Origin of the sequence: Gordonia sp. C13, assembly GCF_023218005.1 — a bacterium.
In the GTDB taxonomy this organism is placed as follows: domain Bacteria; phylum Actinomycetota; class Actinomycetes; order Mycobacteriales; family Mycobacteriaceae; genus Gordonia; species Gordonia namibiensis.
In genome coordinates this window covers 84,983-109,531 of record NZ_JALPSY010000001.1, presented here as the reverse complement: position 1 = coordinate 109,531, position 24,549 = coordinate 84,983, and the positions used below count along the sequence as shown (strand labels likewise).

Here is a 24,549-nt window from a genome sequence, read left to right as displayed (position 1 = left end):
GCCTGTTAGAGAGAACTCAGAAACATGACCACACTGGAAATCCGTGACCTGCACGTCGATGTCGCCCAGACCGACTCCGACGCCGAGCCCATCCACATCCTCAAGGGTGTCGACCTGACCGTGAAGTCCGGTGAGACGCACGCGATCATGGGGCCCAACGGTTCGGGCAAGTCCACGCTGTCCTACGCCATCGCGGGTCATCCCAAGTACCAGGTGACGTCGGGCTCGATCACCCTCGACGGTGAAGACGTCCTGGAGATGAGCGTCGACGAGCGTGCGCGCGCCGGCCTGTTCCTGGCCATGCAGTACCCCGTCGAGGTGCCCGGTGTCTCGATGTCGAACTTCCTGCGTACTGCCGCCACCGCCGTCCGCGGCGAGGCGCCGAAGCTGCGTCACTGGGTCAAGGAGACCAAGGAGGCGATGACCGCTCTCGAGATCGATCCGTCGTTCTCCGAGCGCAGCGTCAACGAGGGCTTCTCCGGCGGTGAGAAGAAGCGCCACGAGATCCTTCAGCTCGACCTGCTCAAGCCGAAGATCGCCATCCTCGACGAGACCGACTCGGGTCTCGACGTCGACGCGCTGCGCGTCGTCAGCGAGGGCGTCAACCGCTACAAGGAGCGCGACAACGGCGGCGTCCTGCTGATCACGCACTACACGCGCATCCTCCGCTACATCAAGCCCGAGTTCGTCCACGTCTTCGTCAACGGACGTGTCGTCGAGTCCGGTGGCCCGGAGCTGGCCGACGTGCTCGAGGAGAACGGCTACGAGCGTTTCACCTCGGCGGCCAAGGCCGGCTGAACCAACACCCTGGAGGTGCACGTACGTGACACTCTCGCCTGAGACCACAACTGCGGCAGCCGCTTTCGACGTGGAGGCGCTGCGCGCGGACTTCCCGATCCTGTCGCGCACCGTTCGTGACGAGAAGCCGTTGGTGTACCTCGACTCCGGGGCCACCTCGCAGCGTCCCGTTCAGGTGCTCGACGCCGAGCGGTACTTCCTGACGCACCACAATGCGGCGGTGCACCGGGGAGCCCACCAGCTCGCCGAAGAGGCCACCGACGCCTACGAGGATGCGCGCGAGGTCATCGCGCGGTTCGTCGGTGCGTCGTCGGATCAGCTGGTGTTCACCAAGAACGCCACCGAGGCGCTCAACCTGGTGACCTACACGCTCGGCGATCCGCGTTCGGCCTCGGTCCTCGGCGGATCGGCTCTGGGCCCGGGTGACACCGTGGTCATCACCGAACTCGAGCATCACGCGAATCTGGTGCCGTGGCAGGAACTCTGCCGTCGGACCGGTGCGACGCTGCGCTGGTACGGAGTGACCGACGACGGTCGCATCGACCTGGACTCGCTGACCCTCGACGAGTCGGTGAAGGTCATCGCGTTCACCCACCAGTCGAACGTCACCGGTGCCGTCGCCGATGTCGGAGAACTCGTCTCGCGTGCGCGGGCCGTCGGTGCGCTCGTCGTCCTCGACGCGTGCCAGTCGGTGCCGCACATGCCGGTCGACCTCACCGCGCTGGACGTCGACTTCGCCGCGTTCTCCGGACACAAGATGTTCGGTCCGAGCGGCGTCGGCGCGCTGTACGGCAAGAGCGAACTCCTCGATGCGTTGCCGCCGTTCATCACCGGCGGCTCGATGATCGAGACGGTCACGATGGAGGTGTCGACCTACGCGCCGCCACCGCAGCGTTTCGAGGCCGGTGTGCCGATGACCTCGCAGGTCGTGGGCCTCGGTGCCGCCGTGCGCTACCTCCAGATCATCGGCATGGAAGCCGTTGCCGCCCATGAGCATGCTCTCGTCGAGCACGCGCTCTCGCAGCTCGGCGAGATCGACGGCCTGCGCATCATCGGCCCGACCACCACCGAAGACCGCGGGGGAGCGGTGTCCTTCCTCGTCGACGGCATCCACGCCCACGACCTCGGACAGATCCTCGACGACGAGGGCGTCGCCATCCGTGTCGGCCACCACTGCGCATGGCCGCTGCACCGCCGGTTCGGTGTGGCCGCGACCGCGCGTGCGTCGTTCGCCGCCTACAACACGCTTGCCGAGGTCGACGCGCTGGCCGCGGCGATCGTCAAGGCGCAGAACTTCTTCGGGGTGAAGTAGGCATGCGTATGGAGCAGATGTACCAGGAAGTGATCCTGGACCACTACAAACATCCACACGGTCGGGGTCTCCGCGAGCCGTTCGGCGCGGAGGTCCACCACGTCAATCCGACGTGTGGCGACGAGGTGACCCTGCGCGTCGCCGTCTCGCGCGACGGCAGCACGATCGACGACGTGTCCTACGACGGCCAGGGATGCTCGATCTCCCAGGCCTCGACGTCGGTGCTGCACGACCTGATCGTCGGACAACCGGTCGGCGAGGCCCTCGCCACCGTGGAGTCGTTCAACACGATGATGACCTCCCGTGGCAAGGACCCGGGCGACGAGGACATCATCGGCGACGGCATCGCGTTCACCGGTGTCAGCAAGTACCCCGCGCGCGTGAAGTGCGCACTCCTCGGCTGGATGGCGTTCAAGGACGCGCTTTCCCAGACGATGGACCGCCACGACACCGACAGCCATGAGAAAGAAGCGGAGTCAGCATGAGTGACGACACAGCCACCGAGAACCCGACCCCCACGGCAACCGACACGACGGCGGCGGGTACCCCCGCAGCCCCGTCGACCTCGCTGCCGGCCGTCGAGGACGTCGAAGAGGCCATGCGCGATGTCGTCGACCCCGAACTCGGGATCAACGTCGTCGACCTCGGACTCGTCTACGGCATCGAGGTCACCGATGAGGCCGTCGCCAAGATCGACATGACCCTGACCTCGGCCGCGTGCCCGTTGACCGACGTCATCGAGGACCAGTCCCGCGGTGCGCTCGTCAGCAGCGGTCTGTGCACCGACCTCGAGATCAACTGGGTCTGGCTTCCGCCGTGGGGCCCGGACAAGATCACCGACGACGGCCGCGAGCAGTTGCGAGCCCTCGGCTTCACCGTCTAGGTCAACCCTCTCGACGGCCATGACGTCGTGGTTCGAGTCCCGGGTCGAGCGGATGATCCGCGAGGCGGCCGAACGCGGCGAGTTCGACGACCTGCCCGGCGCCGGCAAACCGCTCGACCTGTCGGACAGCGACGACCCCGACTGGTGGGTCAAGCGCAAGATCCGCGACGAGAACCTGGACTCCTCGGCCCTCCTCCCGGCGCCGCTCCAATTGCGCCGGGAGGCACAGGATTTCCCGCAGTCGTTGTGCGACATCGCCGATGAGGCCGCGGTTCGTGACATCCTGATCGACTTCAACCGTCGAGTGCGCGAAGCCCATCTGGCGTCCCGTCAGATCGCCATGCCGCACAGCGTCGTCGCGCACACCATCGATGTCGACGACATGGTCGCGCAGTGGCGCGCCCTGCGCCGCTGACGGTCATCCTTCTCGGTGGGCGTCCCCGGTCCATCCCGGCGTGGACATGGCACCACGCGCCACCACCGCCCGGGTCCGCATGTCGACGCTCCGGATGACCCGGGTCATCGCAACCATCGTCCCGGTCAGGTCGTCGCGGCGGCTGAGGTAGCTACGCTGCGATTCGATCGGCATCGCGAAGAATGCCTCGAAGAACGCGATCGTCTGGGTGGGGTTGAGCTGCAACAGAACGCTGAGTCCGCGCAGACGGAGATTGTGGACGGCGCGCGCCGAGGCGGGCCACAACTCGGGCATCGGGTCTCGCCCCGCGGCCAGTGCGTCGACGACGTCGTCGACGCACTTCAATGAGTAGGCGACGCTGTAACCGGTCGTCGGATTCTTGAAACCGCCCGCGGCGCCGAAGCGGAACGTCGGTTCCCGCCACGGCTGCGGCGACGACCCCGTCATCGGGAACGCCACCCGCTCGACCCGGCGGACACCCGTTGGCAGCCCGCCGAGCCGGACGTCGAGCCGACGCTTCAGCTCGTCGAGACCCAGCGCGGGCCGGCCGACCAGGCAGGTCTCCTCCAGCAGGTACTCGTCGTCGCCCAGCGGCACCACATAGAGGAACGACGGTAGCGCCCGGCGGTCCACGATCCCGCCGCGCCAGTCCATCAGCAGCGCGTCGTGCCCGTCGAGAAATGGTGCGGCAGTGGCCTTGTCGACGACGATGCCGTAGGCGGTCTGCCGCGGCGCCTCATGAGGGAGCGCGCCGCGGCAGTCGACCACCACGTCACCGGTGAGGACCCGACCGGATTTGAGATGCACGCGCGCACCGTCGATCCCGGTGACCCGGTCGGTCACGATCTCCGCGCCGTCGAGCGTCAGCGAGCGTTGCAGACCGGGGGTGTCGAACACCGTGTAACCGCGGTCCACCTCGTCGAGAGCGGTGCCGGCGACGCCGACGCGGTCGAGTCGGGCGGCGAAGGCCGCCGGGTCGAGCCAGTCGGGGAGCTCGTCGGACCAGCAGGCGAAGGTGGACTGCCAGACGCGCTCGGGGTGGGTGTCGACGATGGTCACCGGCACCGCGGCGGCGAGCAGCCGATGTGCCAGGGCACGCCCGGCCGGTCCAGCACCCAGAACGATCACTCCGCCGGCCATGCCCTCGATCCTGCCACGAACCGGCGGGACGCGGCTTCGGCCTACGCGCCGCCCGTGGCCAGGGTCCCGCCGTCCACGGCCAGGGTCTCGCCGGTGATCCAGGCCGCCTCGTCACTGGCCAGGAAGGCGACCGCGCGGGCCACGTCCTCGGGTTCGCCTATGCGTTTCATCGGATATGCGGCGGCAGCGCGGGCCTCGTTCTCACCCTCGATGAGTCCGGAGGCGAACTTCGTGCGCACGATCGCGGGTGCGATCGCGTTCACCCGGATGTTCGGGCCCAGTTCCCACGCCAGTTCCGCGGTGAGACGGATCAACGCCGCCTTCGAGGTGCCGTAGGCCGCGATGACCCCGGTCGATCGCAGGCCCGCGACTGAGGAGATGTTGACGACCGCGCCACCGGTGTCCTTCATGCCCGCCCGGTAGGCCTCCTGGACGAACCCGAGGGCGGCGACCACATTGGTGTCGAAGGTCTTGCGGTAGGCATCCAGATCGGCGTACATCAGGGGTCCGGCGAGGGGAGCGATGCCGGTGTTGTTCACCAGGATGTGGATTCCGCCGCCCTGGGCGACAGTGGCCGCGACCGCGCCCGCCCGGTCCTCGGGGTCGCCGGTGTTGGCCGCGAACGCCGTGACCGACGCCGACGGCACCGCCTGCCGGATGCGCTCGGCGGCCTCCTCGAGGGGCTCGGCCTTGCGGCTGGTGATGACGACCGAGGCGCCGCGTCGGGCGAGCTCGGTGGCGATGGCTTCACCGATGCCCCGGCTGGCGCCGGTGACCAGAGCGGAACGCCCGGTCAGGTCGGACGTCTGGGGGAAGGAAGACTGGGGAAACGTTGTGGATTGCGTCACGTCCCACACCGTATCGGTCCACCGTGTCGCCGCGGGGCGACTCCGCGAGGCGGTCCGCGACGGTTTCGTGGACAAACCATTGGACGCGCCCCGGTAGACTTGTCCGTCGTGATCACCGCGACCGACCTGGAGGTACGAGCGGGCGCTCGGACCCTGTTGTCGGCGCCCGGCGACGCCCTCCGCATCCAGCCCGGCGACCGGATCGGCCTCGTGGGCCGCAACGGCGCCGGAAAGACCACGACCCTGCGCATCCTGGCGGGTGAGACCGAGCCCTATGCCGGCACCGTACGCCGGTCGGGCGAGCTCGGCTACCTACCCCAGGACCCCAAGGAGGGCGACCTCGACGTCCTCGCCAAGGACCGGGTGCTCTCTGCTCGCGGACTCGACGAGATCCTGCGCGACATGGAGAAGCAGCAGGCGCGGATGGCCGAGGCCGCCGACGACAAGCTGCGCGACAAGGCCGTCGCCCGCTACGGACGTCTCGAAGAGCGCTTCGCCGCCCTCGGCGGCTACGTCGCGGAATCCGAGGCCGCCCGAATCTGCAACAGCCTGGGTCTGCCGGATCGCGTTCTGAACCAGCCGCTGCGCACCCTGTCCGGTGGTCAGCGTCGCCGCATCGAGCTCGCGCGCATCCTGTTCGCCGCCTCCGACGGCTCCGGGAAGTCCGACACGACGCTGCTGCTCGACGAGCCGACAAACCACCTCGACGCCGATTCCATCGCGTGGCTGCGCAGCTTCCTGATGAACCATGAAGGTGGGCTGGTGGTGATCAGCCACGACGTCGACCTGCTCGCCGACGTCGTGAACCGGGTGTGGTTCCTCGACGCCGTGCGCGGCGAGGCCGACATCTACAACATGAGCTGGAAGCGCTACCTCGACGCGCGCGCCACCGACGAGCAGCGTCGTCGCCGCGAGCGCGCCAACGCCGAGAAGAAGGCGTCCGCGCTGCGCGCCCAGGCCGCGAAGCTCGGCGCCAAGGCCACCAAGGCGACGGCTGCCCAGAACATGCTCAAGCGCGCCGAGCGCATGATCGACTCGCTCGACGAGGAGCGGGTGGCCGACCGCACCGCCCGGATTCGGTTCCCGGAACCGGCGACGTGCGGCAAGACGCCGCTCATGGCCTCGGGCCTGTCGAAGAGCTACGGCTCACTGGAGATCTTCACCGGCGTCGACCTCGCCATCGACAAGGGCAGTCGCGTCGTCGTCCTCGGACTCAACGGCGCGGGTAAGACCACCCTTCTGAAAATGCTTGCGGGGGTGGAGAAGCCGGACACGGGGCAGCTCGAGCCCGGCTACGGCCTGAAGATCGGTTACTTCGCGCAGGAGCACGACACCCTCGACGACCAGGCCACGGTGTGGGAGAACATCCGCCACGCCGCGCCGGACGCGGGTGAACAGGACCTGCGAGGACTGCTGGGCGCCTTCATGTTCAGCGGCGCGCAACTCGACCAGCCCGCCGGCACCCTATCCGGCGGTGAGAAGACCCGCCTGACCCTGGCCGGTCTGGTGTCGTCGGCCGCCAACGTCCTGCTCCTCGACGAGCCGACCAACAACCTCGACCCGGTGTCGCGCGAACAGGTCCTCGACGCGCTGCGCAGCTACACCGGGGCCGTGGTCCTCGTGACCCACGACCCCGGCGCCGCCGCCGCACTCGACCCGCAGCGGGTGATCCTCCTGCCCGACGGCACCGAGGACCACTGGAGCGACGAGTACCAGGAGATCATCGAACTCGCCTGACGCTCGCCGCTTCGGTGATCAGCTCGCGGGCCAGTACTTCTTGCGCAGTTCACCCTTGACCAGCTTGCCGGTGGGTGTACGCGGCAGCTCGTCGACGAAGTCCACCGACCGCGGTGCCTTGTAGGCGGCGATGCTCTCCTTGGTGAACGCGATGAGTTCATCGGCCAGTTCGTCGGAGGGCTCACGACCGTCGGCGAGCTGAACACAGGCCTTGACGACCTCACCGAGATCCGAGTCGGGAACACCGATCACGGCGACGTCGAAGACCGCCGGATGGTTGATGAGGACGTTCTCGGCCTCCTGCGGATAGATGTTCACTCCGCCGGAGATGATCATGAAGGCCTTGCGGTCGGTGAGGTAGAGGTACCCCTCCTCGTCGACGTAGCCGACATCGCCTGTCGTGGACCAGTTCTCGTGTTCCGGATGCTGGGCCTTGCGGGTCTTCTCCGGATCGTTGTGGTACTGGAAAGCGACGTCCTCGCGCTCGAAGAAGACCTGACCGACCTCGCCGACCGGGAGTTCCTTGCCGTCCTCGTCGCAGATGTGGACGACTCCGAGTAGTGGCCTGCCGACCGAACCGGGGTGGTCGAGCGCCTCCTGCGGACCGATGAACGTCGCGCCCGCCGCCTCGGTGGACGCGTAGTACTCGTGGACGACCGGTCCCCACCACTCGATCATCGCCCGCTTCACCTCGACCGGGCACGGTGCCGCGGCGTGAATGGCGATCTTGAGACTGCTGACGTCGTAGGAGTTGCGGACCTCCTCGGGCAGTTTGAGCATCCGGATGAACATGGTGGGCACCCACTGGCTGTGCGTCACCTTGTGGTTCTGGATCGCTGCCAGGGCGGCCTCGGGCTCGAACCGGTCGAGCATGATCACGGTGCCGCCGACCGAATTGGTTACGCCGCAGTAGCGCAGCGGCGCAGCGTGATACAGCGGCGCGGGGGAGAGGTAGACGGTGTTCTCGTCGAAGCCGTACATGGGTGCGAAGATCGCGGTGTAGGCGTCGGGGATCTGGTCGACCTGGCCGTCGGGCATGGGGGTCTTGATGCCCTTCGGGCGACCGGTGGTGCCCGACGAGTAGAGCATGTCGGTGCCGCGCGGCTGGTCGGTGCGTGGTTCGGCCGAGGCGTTGGCGAGCACCTTGTCGTAGCTGTCGAAGCCCTCCAGGTCCCCGCCCCACACCACTCGGCGGCCGGTGCCGGTGAGAGCCTCGATCTCGCCGGACCGCGACACGGCGTCGGCGACCGACGCGCCGGCGAACAGGACCCGGGCGTTGCAGTCGGAGAGGATGTAGTTGGTCTCGGCCGCCGTCAGATGGTGATTGACCGCCGTCACGTACAGGCCGCTGCGCAGTGCCGCCCAGTACACCTCGAAGACATGGAGATCGTTGGCGGACACCACCGCGATGCTGTCTCCGCGCTTGAGGCCCAGCGACTCCAGGTAGTTCGCGAGCCGGGTCGAGTTCTCGTCGAGCTGACGGTAGGTCAACTGCTCGCCGGTGGCGGCGCGGATGACGGCGGGCTTGTCCGGAGTGGACTTGGCGAAGACTCCAGGGAACAAGGGTGCTCTCCTCTGACAAGGGGACGGTCACCCGGAACGTCCGTTATCTAACGATCGTTCGGGGTGTTGCATGTCACAGTACCCTAGCGTTTACGGACGATCTCACTGCCTTCTAACGGGAGGGCCCACAAAACACCACCGGCGAGCCGCCGAACAACAGTTCGGGCGACTCGCCGGTGGTGTGGTCGAGCGGTGGTGCTGAGGGTCAGTCCCTGGCCCGCACCGATTCCTCGACGAGGTCGAGGACTGCGTGCAGATCGTCGGTGGGCTGGCCCGACGCCAACCGCGTGATCAGCCCGTCGAGAACGAGGTCGAGGTACTTCACCAGGACCTCGGTCGGGACGTCGTCACGGAGCCGGCCGGCCTGGCGGCCGCGTTCGAGACGGCTGAGGGTGGCCTGTTCGAGCTCGGCCGAGCGGGCCATCCACTCCGCACGAAAGCTGTTGTCGGTCCGTAGCTTTCGCGCGATCTCGAGCCGGGTGCCGAGCCAGTCGAAGTCCTCCGGTCGCGTGAGCATGTCGCGCATGACCTGCACGAGACCCTCTTCGGCGGCGACGTCGGCCATGCGCTCGGCGTCCTCGTGCGCGAGCGCGAGGAAGAGCGCTTCCTTGTCCCGGTAATGGTGGAAGATCGCGCCGCGGGACAGGCCTGTGGACTCCTCGATCCTCTTGACGGTCGCACCGTCGTATCCGTACTCCGCGAAGCAATGCCGCGCGCCGTCGAGAATCTCCCGACGACGCGCGGCAAGGCGGTCATCACTGACCTTGGGCACGTCGCGTGCTCCTTGTCAGCCGTTGATCATGTTCCGCAGCACGTACTGCAGGATGCCTCCGTTGCGGTAGTAATCGGCTTCGCCGGGGGTGTCGATGCGAACCTTGGCATCGAACTCCACCTTCGAGCCGTCCTCCTTGGTGGCGGTGACGTGCACGGTCTTCGGGGTGTTGCCCTCGTTGAGCTCCTCGATACCGGAGATGTCGAAGGTCTCCGTGCCGTCGAGGCCCAGTGACTTGTGCGACTCGCCCTCGGGGAACTGCAGCGGGATGACGCCCATGCCGATCAGGTTCGAGCGGTGGATGCGCTCGAAGCTCTCGGTGATGACCGCCTTGACGCCCAGCAGGCTGGTGCCCTTGGCCGCCCAGTCACGCGACGAACCGGTGCCGTACTCCTTGCCGCCGAGGACGACGAGCGGGATGTTCTGCGCGGCGTAGTTCTGCGCTGCGTCGTAGATGAACGACTGCGGCGCACCCTCTTGGGTGAAGTCGCGGGTGTAACCACCGGTCACACCGTCGAGCAGCTGGTTCTGCAGGCGGATGTTGCCGAAGGTCGAGCGGATCATCACCTCGTGGTTGCCACGACGGGCGCCCAGCGAGTTGTAGTCCTTGCGGGCCACACCATTGGCGTCGAGGTACTGCGCGGCGGGGGTGCCGGGCTTGATCGTCGACGCGGGGGAGATGTGGTCGGTGGTCACCGAGTCGCCGAGCTTCGCGAGGACGCGGGCGCCCTTGATGTCGGAGACAGGGGTCGGCTCGAGCTGCATGCCCTCGAAGTACGGAGGCTTCCGCACGTAGGTGGACTTCTCGTCCCACTCGAAGGTCTTGCCCGACGGGGTGGGCAGGTTCTGCCAACGCTCGTCGCCCTTGAACACGTCGGCGTAGTCGGCGGCGTACTGCTCCGGCGAGATCGACGAGGCGATGGTCGACTCGATCTCCTCGTTGGTCGGCCAGATGTCCTTGAGGAAGACGTCGTTGCCGTCGGTGTCCTTGCCCAGCGGGTCGGACTCGAAGTCGAAGTCCATGGTGCCGGCGAGGGCGTAGGCGATGACCAGCGGCGGCGAGGCCAGGTAGTTCATCTTCACGTCGGGGTTGATCCGACCCTCGAAGTTACGGTTGCCCGAGAGCACCGCGGTGGCGGTCAGATCGTTGTCGTTGATCGCCTTCGAGATCTCCTCGGGCAGCGGGCCCGAGTTGCCGATGCAGGTGGTGCAGCCGTAGCCGACGAGGTAGAAGCCGAGCTTCTCCAGGTACGGCCACAGGCCGGCCTTCTCGTAGTAGCCGGTGACGACCTGCGATCCGGGAGCCATCGAGGTCTTGACCCACGGCTTGGAGGTCAGGCCCTTCTCGACCGCCTTCTTGGCGAGCAGTGCTGCGCCGAGCATGACCGACGGGTTGGAGGTGTTGGTGCAGCTGGTGATCGACGCGATGGTCACGATGCCGTGGTCGAGGATCATCGAGCCGCGCTCTTCGGAGTCCACACGCACCGGGTTGGTCGGACGGCCCTCGGCGCCGTTGGCGGCCGAGTGCAGGGGCTCTGCGTCATCGTCGGCGAAGGTCAGCGTGGCCGGGTCGGAGGCCGGGAAGGTCTCCTCGACGGCCTCGTCGAGCTTGGTGTGAGCCGGGCTGTTGCCGTTCTCGACGTAGTTGTGGATGTCCTTGCGGAACGCGTTCTTGGCGTCCCACAGCTCGATGCGGTCCTGCGGACGCTTCGGGCCGGCGATCGACGGGACGACGTCGGCGAGATCGAGTTCGAGGTACTCCGAGTACACGGCCTCCTCGGCGTCCTTCTCCAGCCACATGCCCTGTTCCTTGGCGTAGGCCTCGACGAGGGCGAGCGTCTCCTCGCTGCGGCCGGTGAGGCGCAGGTACTTCACGGTCTCCTCGTCGATGGGGAACATCGCACAGGTCGAACCGAACTCGGGGCTCATGTTGCCGATGGTGGCGCGGTTGGCCAGCGGCACCTCGGCGACGCCGTTGCCGTAGAACTCGACGAACTTGCCGACCACACCGTGCTTGCGGAGCATCTCGGTGATGGTGAGCACGACGTCGGTGGCGGTCACGCCCGGCTTGGTGGAACCGGTCAGCTTGAAGCCGACGACGCGGGGGATGAGCATCGAGACCGGCTGGCCGAGCATCGCGGCCTCGGCCTCGATACCGCCGACGCCCCAGCCCAGGACGCCGAGGCCGTTCTCCATCGTGGTGTGCGAGTCGGTGCCGATGCAGGTGTCGGGGTAGGCGACGCCGTCACGGACCATGACCGAGCGCGCGAGGTGCTCGATGTTGACCTGGTGGACGATGCCGGTGCCCGGCGGGACGACGCGGAAGTCGTCGAAGGCGCCCTGGCCCCAGCGGAGGAACTTGTAGCGCTCTTCGTTGCGCTGGTACTCGATCTCGACGTTGCGCTCGAAGGCCTGGGCGTTGCCGAAGGCCTCGATGATGACGGAGTGGTCGATGACCATCTCGGCGGGGGCGAGGGGGTTGACCTTGTCCGGGTCGCCGCCGAGTTCCTTGACGGCGTCGCGCATGGTGGTGAGGTCGACGATGCACGGCACACCGGTGAAGTCCTGCATGATCACGCGGGCCGGCGTGAACTGGATCTCGATGCTCGGCTCGGCACTCGGATCCCAGTTGGCCAGCGCCTCGATGTGCTCCTTCGTGATGTTGGCGCCGTCCTCGGTGCGGAGGAGGTTCTCGGTCAGCACCTTGAGGGCGTAGGGGAGCTTCTCGGCGCCCTTGACGGCGTTCAGGCGGTAGATCTCGTAGCTGTTGTCGCCGACGTCCAGCGTGCCGCGGGCGCCGAAGGAATTGATACTCACGTCTAAATCCACTCTCCTCGTTTACCGACGGGCTGCGTCGGCGATGCTCGATGAAATTCTGAACCCGGCGGGGCTGCACCGGTGCCATCGGATGTCCGCGAGACAACCCGCGACAACATCGTCCAGTCTAACAGTACGAGCGTACTGTTACCAAGCGGGGTACCGGCGACACGCCGCCGACGACTCACGCTGTGGGCGAATACCCGGACGGGTCCATTGTGTCGTACCGTGCAGGGCGAAGTCCGGCGAGCGTCGCCTTTGCTCGCCGCGGGGTGTTACCGACAGACAGGGGTGAGGACAGATGGGTCCCGAGCCGACGATGCTGATGCTGGCCGCGCCCGCGGAGAACAACGAACTCACCGGGCTCGTCGGTGTCGACATGGCCGAACTGTCGCGCGACATCGCCGACGACGGGGTCGCCGGCGCCACCCCGGACCAGGTCCCGGCGATGCTCGAGGTGATCGAGTACGCGAAGGACAAGGGTCAGGACTTCAGCTTCGTGGTCGTCGACCAGGTGCAGCCGCGGTTCAGCCTCTACCGCGACATCGCCAACCAGCTGCAGGAGCAGGTCGGCGGCACCGTGATCGTCCTCGGCCCCAACTCGGTGGGCAGCTCCTCCCCGGAGTTCAGCCGGGTCATCCAGGAGCAGGCGACACAGAACCTGACCCTCACCGACCCGCCCGGCGCGGCCCGGCAGATGGTCGACTCGATGACGGATTCACACATCGACTGGACCGTGGTCGGTCTGCTCCTCATCCTCGTCGTCGTCCTCGGTGCGGTCGGCGCGCGATTCCGCACCCGGCGCGCCCGCGCGGCGGCGTCGAACGGTCCGCTGGGCCCGGTCGCCGCCACGGGCGCGGGCGCCGCGTCGCCCGACGGTGCGGACACCGCTCGCGACGGGACCCCGGCCGAGTCGTCGGCCTCTTCCTGACCCCTCACCACGCCTCTCGCCGGCGTCACTGACGATCGTTTCCCGCGGTCCGGTGGCGCCGGCGGCGTCGTGCTCTCGCCCGATCCGGTTCGTGTACCGGTTTGTTGCGAATTCGAGACCTGAGCCACGGTGGTGAACTATCTGCAGTTCACAGCATTTTCCCAGGTAATAACGCCTTTGTAATTCACAGGTTTCGGTTTTCTCGTGTGGTTGATGTGACGTACGGTTCTGATGTCGCATGTGTGACTTGTGTTTCCTGCAGGGGCAGATGCGACACATGTGCAGTGTGTGGTCGGGGCGGCCCACAGCGGCCGTTCGATCGAGATCCGGAGATCTTGACAGGTCCCCGGAAGGAACCGCGAGGAGTTCAGGTGAGGCGAGTTAGAACAGGTGCGTCCTGGCCGGCGCGCGTCACGGCGGCCATGGCCGCCGTTCTCATCTGTGCGGTCGGCGCCGGGCATGCCGTCGCGACCCCGAAGAAGGCGCCCGAGTCGCCGGTGACCGGACTAATCAACGAGATCGCCTCGGTGAACCAGGACATCGCCGACCTCGACGAGGCCCTCGCGGTCCGGCAGGAGAACGTCAACCGCGCGATCGTCGACTTCCAGAACTCGCTCGCCCAGCGGCGACTGGCGACCGTCGCCGCCCGCGGCGCGCGCACCGAGCTCGACCGCGCCGGCCAGGCCGTCACCGAGGCGCAGAAGACCTTCGACAACTTCGTCCGACTCGCATACCAGCAGGGCGCCGAGCAGGGTTCGATGTCGAACTACGTCGCATCCCCGGATCCCCAGGCGGTGCTCGACCGGATGAAGCTGCTCGACCAGGTCGGCAAGAAGCAGCAGGAGACCATCCGTCGCCTCCAGGTCGCCCGAAACCAGAAGGCCAACCGTCTGGCCGCGGTCGAGGCGACCCGCCGGCAGGCGGCGTTCGCCGCCAAGAGTGCCGACCAGCGCAAGCGCGACGCCCTGGCCGCGGTGTCCGAGGCCAAGACTGCCATCGCCGAGCAGTCGGAGCGCAAGGCCTCGCTGGTCGCCAAGCGTGATCGCGTGCAGAAGAAGATCGACTCGATCCGCGGATACGTGCCCAAGAAGCAGGCCGCCGGACCGTCGACCCGTGACCTGCTCAAGAACATCTTCCCGGCAGCCCCGACCCTTCCGGACCTGCCGACGACCAACGTTTCCGACAACGAACTGCTGTCGATCGCGGCGCGGGCCGCCGCCCAGATCGCCGTCGACGTGGGCTCCGCGGCGCTCGGGATGGGCCTCGACGTGGGTTCGCAGATGCTCAAGGGCATCATCGGCGAGCAGCGGTTGCCGCAGTCCGAACTCCTCAACGAGCTCGGTCTGGGCGGAATGGACCTCACCGGCAGCAGCGGCAACGACAGCCTGAGCTCCCGCCTGGGATCGGGAAGCCTCGGCTCCCTGTTCGGCGGCTCGGGCGGTGGCGGTGGATCGGGCGGCATCATGCGGCCGGGTCTTCGCGGCCCGCAGGCGGTCGAGATCGTCGTGAACCGTGCTCTCTCGCAGCTGGGTGTCACCTACGCCTGGGGTGGTGGCGACGTCAACGGTCCGACGCAGGGCATCCGCGACGGCGGCGTCGCCGACAGTTACGGCGACTACCGCAAGGTCGGCTTCGACTGCTCGGGTCTGATGATCTACGCCTTCGCCGGTGTCGGCATCGAACTGCCGCACTACACGGGCTACCAGTACACGTCGGGTCCGCACTTCCCGCTGTCGCAGATGCGTCGCGGCGACATGATCTTCTACGGCCCGAACGCGAGCCAGCATGTCGCGCTGTACCTGGGCGACAACAAGATGGTCGAGGCCCCGCAGTCGGGCTCCGTCGTCAAGGTGTCGCCGCTGCGCACCAGCGGTGCGATGCCCAACGTGGTCCGCCTCCTCTGAGAACGTCCGAACGACGGGCCGCGGATCTTCTTGGCGCCTTTTCAGTTCGCACGGCTAGGCTGGCACAAACACGCGGGGGTGTCTTCGGCCCCGACGTGGCCACACCAGTGAGCAGCAGAGTTCAGACGAACAGGAGCACGGGTTGACCGAATCGCACTCCCTCGACAAGGCGGCCACGGGGGACCCGGCCGCGGCAGGCGCCGATTCGTCGGTGCTGAGCGACGCCGACGTCGCCCTGCTCGAGCGGGCCATCTACGAGGTCAAGCGCGTCATCGTCGGTCAGGACCAGCTCGTCGAGCGGATTCTCGTGGGCCTGCTCGCCCGCGGCCACATCCTTCTCGAAGGTGTCCCGGGCGTCGCCAAGACGCTTGCGGTCGAGACCTTCGCCAGGGTCGTCGGCGGATCCTTCTCCCGTGTGCAGTTCACTCCCGACCTGGTGCCCACCGACCTCATCGGTACGCGTATCTACCGTCAGGGCCGCGAGGAGTTCGACACCGAACTCGGCCCGGTCGTGGCGAACTTCCTGCTCGCCGACGAGATCAACCGCGCACCCGCCAAGGTGCAGTCCGCGCTCCTGGAGGTCATGGCCGAGCGGCACGTGTCGATCGGCGGCAAGACCTACCCGATGCCCGACCCGTTCCTCGTGATGGCGACGCAGAACCCCATCGAGAACGAGGGTGTCTACCCGCTGCCGGAGGCCCAGCGCGACCGCTTCCTGTTCAAGGTGCTCGTCGACTACCCGTCGGTGGAGGAGGAGCGCGAGATCGTCTACCGGATGGGCAACGTCCCGCCGACGGCCTCACAGGTCCTCGACCCCGCGGCGATGCTGCGTCTCCAGAAGACCGCCGCGAACGTCTTCGTCCACCACGCGCTCGTCGACTACGTCGTCCGCGTCATCAACGCGACGCGTCGTCCGGCCGAGCTCGGTCTCAGCGACGTCGCTTCGTGGCTGTCCTATGGCGCCTCGCCGCGTGCGACGCTCGGCATCGTGGCCGCGGCCCGCGCACTCGCGCTGGTCCGCGGACGCGATTACGTCATCCCGCAGGACATCGTCGAGATCATGCCCGACGTCCTTCGGCACCGCCTGGTGCTGTCCTACGACGCGCTGGCCGACGAGATCGACGCCGATCAGGTCATCACCCGCGTGCTGCAGACCGTGGGACTCCCGCAGGTCGGTGCGCAGCCGGTGCAGTCGTCGTACCCGGCGGCACCCCAGGGGCAGGGCCAGACCGGCGCACCCCAGACTGGTGTCCCCCAGCCGGCTCAGCAGGGCGCCAACGGCTATGCCGGACAGCAGGTTCCGCAGGGCTCCGGTCCGGTGAACCCGAATGCGCGGTATGGCGGCTAATCGCGACCTACCCAGCCTCGGTGCCGGGCTGCTCGAGGAGCCCCAGCTGACCGCGGCTCTGAAGATGTTGGAGCTCACCGTCCGTCGCAAGCTCGACGGCGTGCTGCAGGGGGAGCATCTCGGACTCATCCCCGGCCCGGGTTCGGAACCCGGGGAGGCGCGTGCCTACCAGCCAGGTGACGACGTCCGTCGGATGGAATGGTCGGTCACCGCCCGCACCACCCAGCCGCATGTGCGCCAGATGATCGCCGACCGCGAGCTCGAGACCTGGCTCGTCGTCGACGCGTCGGCGAGCCTCGACTTCGGCACGGTCGGGTGCACCAAGCGCGACCTGGCGGTGGCCGCGGCCGCCGCGATCGTGCATCTCACCACCGGTGGCGGCAACCGGCACGGGGCCCTCGTGGTGACCGGCGACGACGTCGTACGGGTGCCCGCTCGGGCCGGCCGCGCCCATGCCCAGAACCTTCTCAAGGCCATTGCGACCACCCGTCGCAGTGCTCCCGGCGTCCGTGGCGACCTCAAGGCCGGCATCGAGGCACTGCGCCGTCCGCAGCGTCGCCGCGGTCTCGCGGTCGTCATCAGCGACTTCCTCGGACCGATCGACTGGGAACGCTCGCTGCGTGCCATCGGCGCCCATCACGAGCTGCTCGCGGTCGAGGTCCTCGACCCTCGCGACCTGGAATTGCCCGCGATCGGCGAGGTCACCCTGGCCGACGCCGAGTCGGGGGAGATCCACGACGTCACCGTCACCGAGGAGCTGCAGCGCGACTTCGCCGCCGCCGCCCGCGCCCATCAGCAGCGCGTGCATCGGACGCTGCGCAGTTGCGGGGGAGCGACGCTGTCCCTCCGCACCGACCGCGAGTGGATCACCGACACCGTCAAGTTCATCGCCCAGCGACGCCGCGGCCTGGCCGCCGGGGTGGGGTAGCCGATGCTGTCCAGTCCCTTCTGGTTGTTGCTGCTGCTCGTCGTCGCCCTGCTCGGCGCCGCGTACGTGTACATGCTGCGTCGCCGCAAGCAGCGGGCGCTGACCTTCGCGAACCTCGATCTGCTGAAGTCCGTCGCACCCGCCGACCGCAACCGGCTGCGTCACGTGCCGATCGCGTTGCTGATCATCTCGCTGATCCTGCTGACTGTCGCGTTGTCCGGGCCGCAGGCCGACCGCAAGGTGCCGCGCAACAAGGCGACGGTGATCCTCGTGATGGACGTGTCGCGGTCGATGAACGCGACCGACGTCTCGCCGTCGCGTATCAAGGCCGCGCAGGAGGCGGCGAAGAAGTTCGCCGACGAGTTGACCGAGGGCATCAACCTCGGCCTGATCTCCTTCGCCGGCACCGCGGCGAGCCTGGTCTCGCCGACCCCGGACCACAACGCGACCAAGGTCGCCGTGGACAAGCTGAGGCTCGACGACAAGACGGCGACCGGCGAGGGCATTTTCGCCGCGCTGCAGCAGATCAGCACACTCAATGCCGTTCTCGGTGGCGGCGAGGCGGCCCCGCCGGCGCGGATCGTGCTCCTGTCGGACGGCAAGGAGACCGTGCCCGACGACCCCGACGACCCGCGCGGTGCCTTCACCGCGGCGCGGAAGGCCAAGGAGGAGAAGATCCCGGTCTCCACGATCTCCTTCGGCACGCGGACGGGCACCGTCGAGCTGGAGGGTGATCGAGTCCCGGTTCCCGTCGACGACGATTCGCTGCGCAAGATCGCGAACCTCTCCGGCGGTGACTTCTTCACCGCCGCGAGCCTCGACGAGCTCAACAAGGTCTACGAGAAACTGCAGAACGAGATCGGTTACGAGACACGACGCGGGGACAACTCGAAGCCGTGGCTGATCGCGGGTACGTTGTTCGCGCTGGTCTCGGCGTTCGCAGCGCTCGCGATCAACCGCAGGCTGCCCTGACCCGACCCCGGGCCCGGGTGACGGCGAGCCACATCCGACGACCACCGCGACGCCGACCCAAACAGAACGGATAGGTTAGACACCCATGACGGCATCCAGCAACGAAGCGCAGAACCCTTCCCGTTCGGTCCTGGTGACCGGCGGCAACCGCGGGATCGGTCTCGCCGTGGCCCAGCGCCTCGCCGCCGACGGCCACAAGGTCGCGGTCACGCACCGCGGCTCCGGTGCCCCCGAGGGACTGTTCGGCGTGAAGTGCGACGTCACCGACTCCGAGTCGGTCGACGCGGCCTTCGCCGAGGTCGAGGCCCACCAGGGTCCGGTGGAGATCCTCGTGGCCAACGCGGGCATCACCGACAACATGCTGCTCATGCGGCTGTCCGAGGAGTCCTTCGAGAAGGTCCTCGACGCCAACCTCACCGGCGCCTTCCGCTGCGCGAAGCGCGCCACCAAGGGAATGCAGCGCGCCAAGTGGGGCCGCATGATCTTCCTCGGCTCGGTCGTCGCGATGTCGGGTATCCCCGGCCAGGTCAACTACGCGGCGTCCAAGGCCGGTCTCATCGGCATGGCGCGTTCGATCGCCCGTGAGATCGGATCACGCAACATCACGTCCAACGTCGTCGCGCCGGGCTTCATCGAGACCGACATGACCGCCGCCATGGAAGATCGCTACATCGAGATGGCCAAGCAGGCCATCCCGCTGGGCCGTACCGGCAAGCCGGAGGACGTCGCCGCCGCGATCAGCTTCCTCGCCTCCGACGAGGGCGGCTACATCTCCGGCGCGGTCATCCCGGTCGACGGCGGCATGGGCATGGGCCACTGACCCTGCGGGTCACCAACGGCCGACGGCCACACCACATCTCAATCAACGTCGATCTCAGGAGCACATCTTCGTGAGCGGAATCCTGGACGGGAAGACCGTCCTCATCACGGGCATCATCACCGATGCGTCGATCGCCTTCCACGCGGCCGCCATGGCGCAGGAGCAGGGCGCGACGGTGATCATCACCGGTATCCCGGAGCGGCTTCGGCTGATCGACCGGATCGCCAAGCGCCTGCCGAAGGAGGTGCCGCCGGCCATCGGTCTCGACGTCACCAGCGAGGAAGACCTCGAGTCGCTCGCCGGCAAGATCCGCGAGATCGCCCCGCAGGGCATCGACGGTGTCATGCACTCGATCGCGTTCGCACCGCGCACCCTGATGGGCCCGGAGGCCAAGCCGTTCCTCGAGGGCCCCGGCCCCGACGCCGCCAAGGCGTTCGAGATCTCGGCCTGGAGCTATGCGTCGCTGGCCCGCGCCGTGCTGCCCGTCATGAACGAGGGCGGCTCGATCGTGGGTATGGACTTCGACCCCCGCACCGCCATGCCGTACTACAACTGGATGGGCGTCGCCAAGGCCGCCCTCGAGTCGGTGAACCGCTACGTGGCGCGAGAAGTGGGCAACGCCAAGAACATCCGCTCCAACCTGGTCGCCGCCGGCCCCATCAAGACCCTCGCGGCCAAGGCCATCGCCGGCACCGCGACCGACGACGCCAAGCAGCTGAACATGCTCAACGAGTACTGGGACGGCGCGTCGCCCATCGGCTGGGACGTCGACGACCCGACCGTGGTCGCCAAGTCGGTTTGTGCGCTGCTGAGCGACTGGCTGCCCGGCACCACCGGCTCCATCGTCTACGTCGACGGCGGCGCCAGCCACAACACCTGGTTCCCGGAGGGCATGACCTCCGGGTCGTGAACCCGGGGAGAGACGCCGTGGAGACCGCCTTCGATTCCGTCCTGTTCCTGTCCTTCGGTGGTCCCGAGGGCCCCGACGAGGTCATGCCGTTCCTGGAGAACGTGACCCGGGGCCGGGGTATCCCGCGGGAACGCCTGGAATCGGTGGCGGAACACTATCTGCACTTCGGCGGGGTGTCGCCGATCAACAAGCTCAACCTGGACATGATCGACGGTGTCCGCGCCGATCTGGCGCGTCGCGGCGTCGACCTTCCGGTGTACTTCGGCAACCGCAACTGGCACCCGATGGCCGAGGACACCCTGGCCGAGATGTACCGGGCCGGGCATCGCCGCATTCTGGTCTTCCCGACCTCCGCCTGGGGCGGCTACTCGGGGTGCCGTCAGTACCACGAGGACATCGACCGGTCCCTGCAGGCGCTGGCCAGTCGTGAACCCGCGTCCACGACGCCCGAGGGTGCGGTGGTGCTCCGCAAACTGCCGCAGTATTGGTCGCACCCGGCATTCACCGCGGCGGGCGCAGACGCCGTCCGTCGCGGGATCGAGAAGCTCGGTGCGTCCGAGGACTCGGTCCGCCTGGTGTTCACCGCACATTCCGTCCCGAGCTCGGCCGATGCCGCGTCCGGACCGGCCGCCGAGGGCGGGAATCTCTACTCCCGCCAGGTGATGGCCGCGTCGCAGGCCGTTGCCGACGCCCTGGGCGTCGACGACTTCGACCAGGTCTGGCAGTCGAGGTCGGGACCCCCGCAGATCCCGTGGCTCGAACCGGACATCTGCGATCACCTCGAAGATCTTGCGGCGCACGGTGTTCGCCGGGTCGTGGTCTATCCCATCGGGTTCATCTCCGATCACCTCGAGGTGATCTGGGACCTCGACAACGAAGCGGCCGAGACGGCGCAGCGACTCGGAATGGATTACGTGCGCGCCGACACCGTCGGCACCGATCCTCGATTCATCGAGATGATCGGCGAGTACGTGGAGAACTACGTCGGCGGCCTGGGAGATCTCACCGCGATGGGTTGCGGGGACAACGGTCGGGTGTGCCGGGACCGGTGCTGTGTGCCCGCCGCACGGCCGAGGCTATCGATCACCGCGGCCGACGCCACGTAGCGACAGTCGATATCAAGTCCATTGTTAACGATCGTTCCTGCTCAGCGCTCTAATCGTTTGCGTTGGTAACAATCGAATAACAGGAGAGGGCACGTGTGGCCTCATTGTTTGCCACATGACATTCTGTGGATACGCTCCCTCCCCCCGGGTGGCGATCTCAGAGAGGAATCTGTAATGGCAGATAAGCTTATCGACCTGGACGACGCATTGCTCGGATCGATCCTGGACACCATTCTCACCGGTTCGCTCGAGGAAAACGATCCTTCGTAAGAAACGCTTGTCGGGTGGGCCGCGTCGACGACGCGGCCCACTCGTCTTTTATGGGTCCTTCTCTGATTTCGCCGAGAATTACGGGTTTCGATGATTGACAACCAACACGAATCGATCGAAACGGTCACTCTCACCGGTGATGATCTCGACCCGGCCATCGAACTGCTCGCCGACGGCCTCGACGAGATACCGCTGTACTCCTGGTTGCTCGGCGACCACATCGCCGACCGCTCGCTGCGGGAATGGCTGGCGGAAATCCTCGTACGACCATTGCTGAATGCGGGATATGTAATCGGCGCCCGACTCGGCGACCGTCTTGTCGGGTTGCTGGTCTATCAGCCGCACGACGCCGATCTCTCGGTCGACGGCAGTCCGCCGCTGGCGCCGGCCGATTTCGCGGCCGTCGCGACCGTTCCCGGAGTGCGGGAACGCGTCGCGGAGCTGCTGACCAGTTCGACGCTGGCACCTCCGGCGGACGACGCGGTGAATCTCCGGATCGGGGTCGTGGCGCGCACCGAACGCGGCGGCCGGGCAACGGTCGCCATGGTGCGTGAGTTGGAGCGGTTCTGTACGGCCGCAGCGCGCCCGTTCTACGCGTGGACGGGTTCGGAGAGCTTGCGTCGCTACTACACCGAGGTCTGGGGTGCCAACGAGTTCGCAGTCGAGGACTGGAACGGCATCAAGATGTACGGCCTCGTCTCCGACCGGCCACCACGACGCCGGACGGAGTCCGGTCCGGCCTGACGCGTTCCCGCGTCGCACGTGAATCAGCGGCGGAGCAGTTCACCGATCGTGGAATTCACCGCGGCCGCACGTGCGGTCCGGGTGAGGGTCTGCAGACCGCGTAGGGCGGAATCACCCGAATCCCATTGTCCCGCAGTGTCGCCGATCTCGACCCGACGGGTCCCCGCGAGATCGACGATGGCCTCCACCTGGGCGGCGGTGTCGATGAGCCGCGTGGAGCGGGCGTCGAGTGCGTGCGGGGGCAGTGCGACGCGATGCCGGGCGGTGAGGGCCGCGAGCTCCTTGCGCAGATCACCCGCATCGACCGACCGGCGTCCACCGAGACCCCCGATGATCGACGCCGCATCGCGGACCGCCTGGCGCAGGTCGTATTCCAGGTCACCCGCGGACGGGCCGGATGACACCAGATGGTCGAGGTCGAGCCGGTCGGCATACCGGAAGGTGGTCCACCGGCAGGTCACGTATGGGGGATCGACACCGAGGGTGGAGAACTCGGGGACGAGTGCGAGGGTGCCCGCCGTGTCCGAATCGTCGACCAGGAGAACCTCGCCGGCGGTGAGGGCCCTCGACGTCGCGGGGTTCGGGGGCAGACCCTGCGGATCGCCGGTCGACGGCAGGCGCACCGCCAGGCGTCGGGCCGGTTTCAGCAACCCCAGCAGGTCCAGTACGCCGTTCCCCGATCCCGTTGGGGTCGTGGGCTGTTCGGTCGGCACCTCATGCCGGTCGGCGGATTCGGCGAGCGCCTCGATCACGTCGTCGGGGGAGCAGCGCCCGGTGAGCCACGCGGCCGCCCACGCGCCCAGGGCGCAGGTCGGCCACGCGACGGTGGAGGGGAGGATGTCGCTGCGATTCATCAAGGAACAACGATACCGCCGGCCCCGGAACGGGCGCCGGGCGTGGCAACCCGCCGCCGGGGGCCCGGGCGCTTACGGTGTTGGGCGCAGATGTCCAGGGACCGAAGAGGTGGAACGCGATGGATGACCGGTACGGGCGCGATGTGCTGTCTCAGCCACGCCGGACCAAGCCGCGTCCGGTGGAGGTCGCGGCAGAACGTGACCTGGTCGTGGAGGACGCCGCCTCCGGTTTCTGCGGTGCCGTCGTGGGGCTCGAGAAGAGCTACGCCGGTGACCTGGTGCGCCTCGAGGACCGGCACGGCCGGACCCGCGTGTTCCTGATGAACCCCGGCGCCTTCCTGATCGACGGCCGCACCGTGACCCTCGTCAAGCCCCGCACGCGCGGACCCCAGAAACCGGCGACGACGGCGTCCGGTTCGCGCGCCGCGCCGCGCACCCGCGCGCGCACCGCACGTGCCAGCCGGATCTTCGTCGAGGGCGTGCACGATGCGACGTTGCTCGAACGGGTGTGGGGCGACGACCTACGGGCCGAAGGGGTTGTCGTGGTCAGTCTCGACGGTCTCGACAACCTCGACGCGGCGCTCGCCGAGTTCCAGCCCGCGCCGCATCGCCGCGCGGGCGTTCTCGTCGACCATCTCGTGGCCGGTTCGAAGGAGGCCCACCTCACCGCCGAGGTCGGCGAGCACGTGCTGGTGTGCGGTCACCCCTATATCGATGTCTGGGAGGCGGTGAAGCCCGCCTCGGTCAAGATCTCGGCCTGGCCGAGGATTCCGCGCGGCACCGACTGGAAGACCGGGGTGTGTGCCCAGTTGGGATGGGGTGACCCGCGGGACGGCTGGCGCCGGGTGCTGAGCGGGGTCAGCAGCTTCCGCGATCTGGAGGTGCCCCTCCTGCGGTCGGTGGAGGAGCTCATCGACTTCGTCACCGCTGCCCAAGAGGCCGGATAGCGACGGCGGCCCACTCGTCCGCGCCGTCGACGAACCGAGGCTGCTCGGACATCTCTGGCAGACTGGACACATGAGCGCCCTGCTGTGGTTGGCGGCCGCGATCGTCTTGGCGGTCGCGGAGATGTTCGGTGGCGAATTGGTGCTGCTCATGCTGGCCGGCGGCGCCTTCGCCGCGGCCGGTGTGGATTTCGTGTGGGAGCCGCCCCTCTGGGTGGACGGCCTGGTATTCGCGGCGGTGTCGGTTCTGCTGCTCGTAGCCGTGCGTCCGATTGCCAAGCGCCACATGCTCAATCGCCCCGCCGTGCTCATGAACACCGAGGCCCTGGAAGGGCAGCCGGCGGTCGTCACCGAGACGGTCGACGGCGACGACGGCCGCGTGAAGATCGGCGGCGACATCTGGTCGGCGCGGTCGGTGGACCCCGCAGCGGTGCTCGAACCCGGAACCCATGTGACCGTCGTCGAGATCGACGGTGCGACCGCAGTGGTGTGGCGCGCCTGATCGCTCGACCCGACCTGCTCGACATTCCGCG

23 protein-coding genes are annotated in these 24,549 nt (G+C 67.7%); 17 read left to right on the top strand and 6 right to left on the bottom strand.

The genetic code is table 11. From position 1 onward, the window contains the following. The first annotated feature begins 24 nt into the window (after nucleotides 1-24). From sufC to M1L58_RS00480, 5 genes are read left to right on the top strand one after another with little or no spacing between them, the layout of a single operon-like run. The gene (gene sufC / locus M1L58_RS00500) at nucleotides 25-798 is read left to right on the top strand and encodes a Fe-S cluster assembly ATPase SufC (RefSeq protein ID WP_006866281.1); all 774 of its coding nucleotides are present in this window, start codon (nucleotides 25-27) and stop codon (nucleotides 796-798) included. A 25-nt stretch (nucleotides 799-823) separates the two neighbouring features. Continuing rightward, nucleotides 824-2,110, top strand: coding sequence for a cysteine desulfurase (locus M1L58_RS00495; protein WP_248657456.1), 1,287 nt, complete (start codon nucleotides 824-826; stop codon nucleotides 2,108-2,110). A gap of 2 nt (nucleotides 2,111-2,112) precedes the next feature. Beyond that, nucleotides 2,113-2,595 (top strand): Fe-S cluster assembly sulfur transfer protein SufU, encoded by a 483-nt coding sequence (gene sufU, locus M1L58_RS00490; protein WP_248657455.1) that lies wholly within the window; start codon nucleotides 2,113-2,115, stop codon nucleotides 2,593-2,595. Then, nucleotides 2,592-2,993 (top strand): metal-sulfur cluster assembly factor, encoded by a 402-nt coding sequence (locus M1L58_RS00485; RefSeq protein WP_006866278.1) that lies wholly within the window; start codon nucleotides 2,592-2,594, stop codon nucleotides 2,991-2,993. Before sufU ends, M1L58_RS00485 begins: the two co-directional genes overlap by 4 nt. 19 nt (nucleotides 2,994-3,012) lie before the next feature. After that, nucleotides 3,013-3,408 (top strand): J-domain-containing protein, encoded by a 396-nt coding sequence (locus tag M1L58_RS00480; RefSeq protein ID WP_248657454.1) that lies wholly within the window; start codon nucleotides 3,013-3,015, stop codon nucleotides 3,406-3,408. A gap of 3 nt (nucleotides 3,409-3,411) precedes the next feature. On the opposite strand, the gene M1L58_RS00475 is transcribed toward M1L58_RS00480, so the two are convergent. Both M1L58_RS00475 and M1L58_RS00470 read right to left on the bottom strand, forming a co-directional pair. Next, a complete protein-coding gene (locus M1L58_RS00475) occupies nucleotides 3,412-4,548 on the bottom strand; it encodes a lycopene cyclase family protein (protein ID WP_248657453.1) in 1,137 nt (378 codons plus the stop codon). A 41-nt stretch (nucleotides 4,549-4,589) separates the two neighbouring features. Continuing rightward, nucleotides 4,590-5,405: an SDR family oxidoreductase gene (locus tag M1L58_RS00470; protein ID WP_248657452.1), complete on the bottom strand. Its 816-nt coding sequence runs from the start codon at nucleotides 5,403-5,405 to the stop codon at nucleotides 4,590-4,592. Nucleotides 5,406-5,504: 99 nt separating this feature from the next. On the opposite strand from M1L58_RS00470, the gene M1L58_RS00465 reads away from it, so the two are divergent. After that, nucleotides 5,505-7,133, top strand: a complete 1,629-nt coding sequence (locus M1L58_RS00465; protein WP_006866274.1) for an ABC-F family ATP-binding cassette domain-containing protein — start codon at nucleotides 5,505-5,507, stop codon at nucleotides 7,131-7,133. An 18-nt stretch (nucleotides 7,134-7,151) separates the two neighbouring features. Here M1L58_RS00465 and M1L58_RS00460 read toward each other — a convergent pair whose 3' ends face one another. The 3 genes from M1L58_RS00460 to M1L58_RS00450 all read right to left on the bottom strand — a co-directional run bounded on the left by M1L58_RS00460 (nucleotide 7,152) and on the right by M1L58_RS00450 (nucleotide 12,285). Further along, nucleotides 7,152-8,696 (bottom strand): AMP-binding protein, encoded by a 1,545-nt coding sequence (locus tag M1L58_RS00460; RefSeq protein WP_006866273.1) that lies wholly within the window; start codon nucleotides 8,694-8,696, stop codon nucleotides 7,152-7,154. A 205-nt stretch (nucleotides 8,697-8,901) separates the two neighbouring features. Next, nucleotides 8,902-9,468 carry a TetR/AcrR family transcriptional regulator gene (locus tag M1L58_RS00455; protein WP_006866272.1) on the bottom strand — a complete coding sequence of 189 codons (567 nt, stop codon included), beginning with the start codon at nucleotides 9,466-9,468 and terminating at the stop codon, nucleotides 8,902-8,904. Nucleotides 9,469-9,483: 15 nt separating this feature from the next. Then, a complete protein-coding gene (locus M1L58_RS00450) occupies nucleotides 9,484-12,285 on the bottom strand; it encodes an aconitate hydratase (protein WP_248657451.1) in 2,802 nt (933 codons plus the stop codon). Nucleotides 12,286-12,586: 301 nt separating this feature from the next. Between M1L58_RS00450 and M1L58_RS00445 the strand changes: the two genes are divergently transcribed. The 9 genes from M1L58_RS00445 (at nucleotide 12,587) to M1L58_RS00405 (ending at nucleotide 22,218) form a co-directional block, all read left to right on the top strand. Beyond that, a complete protein-coding gene (locus tag M1L58_RS00445) occupies nucleotides 12,587-13,216 on the top strand; it encodes an Rv1476 family membrane protein (RefSeq protein WP_248657450.1) in 630 nt (209 codons plus the stop codon). 371 nt (nucleotides 13,217-13,587) lie between these two features. Beyond that, the gene (locus tag M1L58_RS00440) at nucleotides 13,588-15,120 is read left to right on the top strand and encodes an NlpC/P60 family protein (RefSeq protein ID WP_040536897.1); all 1,533 of its coding nucleotides are present in this window, start codon (nucleotides 13,588-13,590) and stop codon (nucleotides 15,118-15,120) included. Nucleotides 15,121-15,262: 142 nt separating this feature from the next. Next, nucleotides 15,263-16,468: an AAA family ATPase gene (locus tag M1L58_RS00435; RefSeq protein ID WP_248657449.1), complete on the top strand. Its 1,206-nt coding sequence runs from the start codon at nucleotides 15,263-15,265 to the stop codon at nucleotides 16,466-16,468. Further along, nucleotides 16,458-17,396, top strand: coding sequence for a DUF58 domain-containing protein (locus tag M1L58_RS00430; RefSeq protein WP_154883834.1), 939 nt, complete (start codon nucleotides 16,458-16,460; stop codon nucleotides 17,394-17,396). The genes M1L58_RS00435 and M1L58_RS00430 overlap by 11 nt, the downstream gene beginning before the upstream one ends. A gap of 3 nt (nucleotides 17,397-17,399) precedes the next feature. Beyond that, nucleotides 17,400-18,368, top strand: coding sequence for a VWA domain-containing protein (locus tag M1L58_RS00425; protein WP_006868235.1), 969 nt, complete (start codon nucleotides 17,400-17,402; stop codon nucleotides 18,366-18,368). 85 nt (nucleotides 18,369-18,453) lie between these two features. Then, the gene (gene fabG1 / locus M1L58_RS00420; protein ID WP_005194943.1) at nucleotides 18,454-19,188 is read left to right on the top strand and encodes a 3-oxoacyl-ACP reductase FabG1; all 735 of its coding nucleotides are present in this window, start codon (nucleotides 18,454-18,456) and stop codon (nucleotides 19,186-19,188) included. Between the two features lie 70 nt (nucleotides 19,189-19,258). Beyond that, nucleotides 19,259-20,098, top strand: a complete 840-nt coding sequence (inhA, locus tag M1L58_RS00415; protein WP_006868236.1) for an NADH-dependent enoyl-ACP reductase InhA — start codon at nucleotides 19,259-19,261, stop codon at nucleotides 20,096-20,098. Between the two features lie 17 nt (nucleotides 20,099-20,115). Next, the gene (locus M1L58_RS00410; RefSeq protein ID WP_248657448.1) at nucleotides 20,116-21,204 is read left to right on the top strand and encodes a ferrochelatase; all 1,089 of its coding nucleotides are present in this window, start codon (nucleotides 20,116-20,118) and stop codon (nucleotides 21,202-21,204) included. Between the two features lie 360 nt (nucleotides 21,205-21,564). Then, nucleotides 21,565-22,218: a hypothetical protein gene (locus tag M1L58_RS00405; RefSeq protein ID WP_248657447.1), complete on the top strand. Its 654-nt coding sequence runs from the start codon at nucleotides 21,565-21,567 to the stop codon at nucleotides 22,216-22,218. A gap of 23 nt (nucleotides 22,219-22,241) precedes the next feature. Here the strand turns inward: M1L58_RS00405 and M1L58_RS00400 are convergent, their stop codons facing one another. Continuing rightward, the gene (locus tag M1L58_RS00400) at nucleotides 22,242-23,072 is read right to left on the bottom strand and encodes a serine/threonine protein kinase (protein WP_248657693.1); all 831 of its coding nucleotides are present in this window, start codon (nucleotides 23,070-23,072) and stop codon (nucleotides 22,242-22,244) included. A 119-nt stretch (nucleotides 23,073-23,191) separates the two neighbouring features. Here M1L58_RS00400 and M1L58_RS00395 point away from each other — a divergent pair, with 119 nt between their 5' ends. Both M1L58_RS00395 and M1L58_RS00390 read left to right on the top strand, forming a co-directional pair. After that, on the top strand, nucleotides 23,192-24,019 hold the full coding sequence (locus tag M1L58_RS00395) for a DUF3097 domain-containing protein (protein ID WP_248657446.1): 828 nt from the start codon (nucleotides 23,192-23,194) through the stop codon (nucleotides 24,017-24,019). Between the two features lie 70 nt (nucleotides 24,020-24,089). Further along, the gene (locus tag M1L58_RS00390) at nucleotides 24,090-24,518 is read left to right on the top strand and encodes an NfeD family protein (RefSeq protein WP_006868243.1); all 429 of its coding nucleotides are present in this window, start codon (nucleotides 24,090-24,092) and stop codon (nucleotides 24,516-24,518) included. Nucleotides 24,519-24,549: the final 31 nt, after the last annotated feature.